Raw genomic sequence first — 2,407 nt, 5'->3', positions numbered from 1 at the left:
CCGGCGCCGCGCGGAGCGGGGGTGGCCCCCCGGGGCGGGGGAGTGCCCTGCGGACGCCGCAGGGTGCGCTGCGGCTCCGGGTAGGTGTCGGCGAGCCGCCCGCCGGTGGCCCGGTCCGGCTCGGCGGTACGCGGCGCGGGCGGACGCACGTCGGCGAGCCCCTGCGCCTCGCGGGCGGCGATCTCCTTGAGGCGCAGCGACAGTTGGAGGGTGCTCGGCCGCTCCTCGGGGTCCTTCGCCAGGCAGGCCCGCACCAGCGGGGCGAGCGCGTCGGGGACACCGTGCAGCTGCGGCTCCTCGTGCACCACGCGGTACAGCATCACCTCGGAACTGCCGTGCCCGAAGGGCGAGTCACCGGTCGCCGAGTAGGCGAGGGTCGCGCCGAGCGAGAAGACGTCCGTGGCGGGCGTGACCGCGACCCCGCGCACCTGTTCGGGCGCGAGGAAGCCGGGGGAGCCGACGGCGGTGCCCACGTGGGTGAGGGTGGAGGCGCCGGTCGCCCAGGCGATGCCGAAGTCGATGATCCGCGGCCCCTTCGGGGACAGCAGGATGTTGGACGGCTTGAGGTCCCGGTGCACGACCCCCGCCTCGTGCACGGCGACGAGCCCCTCGGAGAGGGCGGCGCCCACGGAGGCGACGTCGACCGCGGGCATCGGGCCCTCGTCGGCGACCCGGTCGTGCAGCGACGGCCCGGGGACGTACTGGGTGGCGAACCAGGGCCGTTCGGCGTCCAGGTCGGCCGCGACCAGCCGGGCGGTGCAGCCGCCGCGGATCCGCCGGGCCGCGGAGACCTCCCGCGCGAACCGCGAGCGGAACTCCTGGTCCTCCGCCAGATCGGGCCGGATCACCTTGAGCGCGACCCGCTGCCCCTTCTTGTCGGAGCCCAGGTACACCACGCCCATCCCGCCCGCGCCGAGCCGTCGGTGAAGCCTGAACGAGCCGACGACACGCGGGTCCTCGCGCCTCAGGCGCATCATCGCCATGTTCATCCCCGCTGCCCGGTCCGTGTGACGAGCGACAGCTTACGTTTCCTCGGCCGCCCGCGCGCAGGAGCCGCGCCCTCTCGTCCCGATCGATTGTCAGTGCCCGGTGGGAGAATTGAGCAGCGGTCAGAGAGCCGACGGGCAACCGGACTTCGGCCGCGCTGCGGTGCCAACCGTCCGACACCGAAGGGGGATTGAGGACGTGAAGGGTGATCGCGTGGAGATAGTGGTGGACGCGGGGGACACGACCCTGACGTACGAGGTGGTGGCCTCCAGGGCGGGCCGCCGGGTGGAGACGGCGGTCCGCAGGGGGGTGGTGGAAGTGAGTGAAGTCACCCGAAACGGCTCTGTGGTCCGCACCGCCCGTTTCCTGGCGAATCGGGTCCTGGCGCTCGTGGAACAGCCCCTTCCACGGCCGGACGGCTCGGAAGAATCGTGACATAACGGACACCCCTTCCGGGATGACCCTGAGACCCGGGACCCGCTCTCCACCCAGGGGAGTACGCGCCGGTTGACGGCTCATCCTCCTGGAGGCCCGGCAATCGGTACGAGGGCATGACGTCCGCCGTGCCCCCGACGCCTAGATTTGAAGTCAAGCGGCGGGTGCAGCACTCGTCCCCCGAGGTCAGACACCCGCCGCTGCGACACGACAACTGAGACGGTCAGGAGAGGGGCCATGGCCCTGACGGCACCGCGGACACCCGTCCGCAGCAAGGAACGCACCGCACGCGCCGCGTTCCGCCCGAGCCGGCAAGGCCGTCGCCATCCACTGGTGGCGACGCTGATGGCCCTTCCCCTGGCGGCCCTGCTCCTCCTCGTCTTCGACGGGTGGGAGACGGTGGCCACACAGGCGTCGTCCGTGGGCGTGATGCTGGGGCGCTGAGCGGCGACCCCAGGCCCGGATGAGCGGTCCGGGCGGGGACATCCACCCATGAAACCCCGTGGGGACGGGGGTGCGGCGGACGGCACAAGATGCCGGCGCAGCTGGGGAGCTGCGCCGGCATTGCTCTGTCCCGGGACATCCGCCTCCGTGTCCGTCTCTTGCCTCCCCCCGCCAGGCCCCAGGGAGCCCCATGGCAGCCGCACCGTCCTCCCCGGCGCACTCCGCCCTGCTCGCCGATCTCCGCGCGCGGGCCGAGACCGCCGCCCACCGGACCGGCGCCGCCTGCCCCTGCGGAGCTACCCGCACCCTCGCCGACCGCCCCGACGCCACCGTCGTCCGGCACGGCGACACCGTCGCCAAGGCGCACGCCCCGGGCACCTCCCACGCCGACCTGGCCGCCCGCCTGGCCGTCGCCGCCGCGCTCCCCGGCGTCCTGCTGCCGCCGCTCGCCACCACGCCCCTCCCGGTCGGCGACCGGCTGGTCACGTTCTGGCCCCACGGCGCCCCCGTCGACCCGGACGATCCCGACGCGGCCCCCTGG

3 protein-coding genes and 1 pseudogene are annotated in these 2,407 nt (G+C 74.0%); 3 read left to right on the top strand and 1 reads right to left on the bottom strand.

Going from position 1 to position 2,407, the window contains the following annotated elements:
• Nucleotides 1–989, bottom strand: a 989-nt coding sequence (locus GA0115242_RS21295) for a serine/threonine-protein kinase (protein ID WP_093830849.1), incomplete at its 3' end; no start/stop codon positions are given.
• 196 nt (nucleotides 990–1,185) lie between these two features.
• Between GA0115242_RS21295 and GA0115242_RS41780 the strand changes: the two genes are divergently transcribed.
• From GA0115242_RS41780 to GA0115242_RS21280, 3 genes and pseudogenes are all read left to right on the top strand, one after another.
• A complete protein-coding gene (locus GA0115242_RS41780; protein ID WP_093830847.1) occupies nucleotides 1,186–1,422 on the top strand; it encodes a hypothetical protein in 237 nt (78 codons plus the stop codon).
• A 237-nt stretch (nucleotides 1,423–1,659) separates the two neighbouring features.
• Nucleotides 1,660–1,866: a hypothetical protein gene (locus GA0115242_RS21285; protein ID WP_093830845.1), complete on the top strand. Its 207-nt coding sequence runs from the start codon at nucleotides 1,660–1,662 to the stop codon at nucleotides 1,864–1,866.
• A gap of 190 nt (nucleotides 1,867–2,056) precedes the next feature.
• Nucleotides 2,057–2,407: pseudogene (locus GA0115242_RS21280) on the top strand (aminoglycoside phosphotransferase family protein); the annotation flags it as partial.

This window comes from Streptomyces sp. SolWspMP-5a-2 (assembly GCF_900091845.1).
Taxonomy (GTDB): Bacteria; Actinomycetota; Actinomycetes; order Streptomycetales; family Streptomycetaceae; genus Streptomyces; species Streptomyces doudnae.
The sequence above is the reverse complement of the archived record's forward strand: the minus strand, read 5'-3'. Positions and strand labels throughout refer to the sequence as shown.

Excerpts from the sequence above, each read along its gene's own strand:
- GA0115242_RS21285 (WP_093830845.1), top strand. The coding sequence starts at position 1,660 with ATGGCCCTGACGGCACCGCGGACACCCGTCCGCAGCAAGGAACGCACC.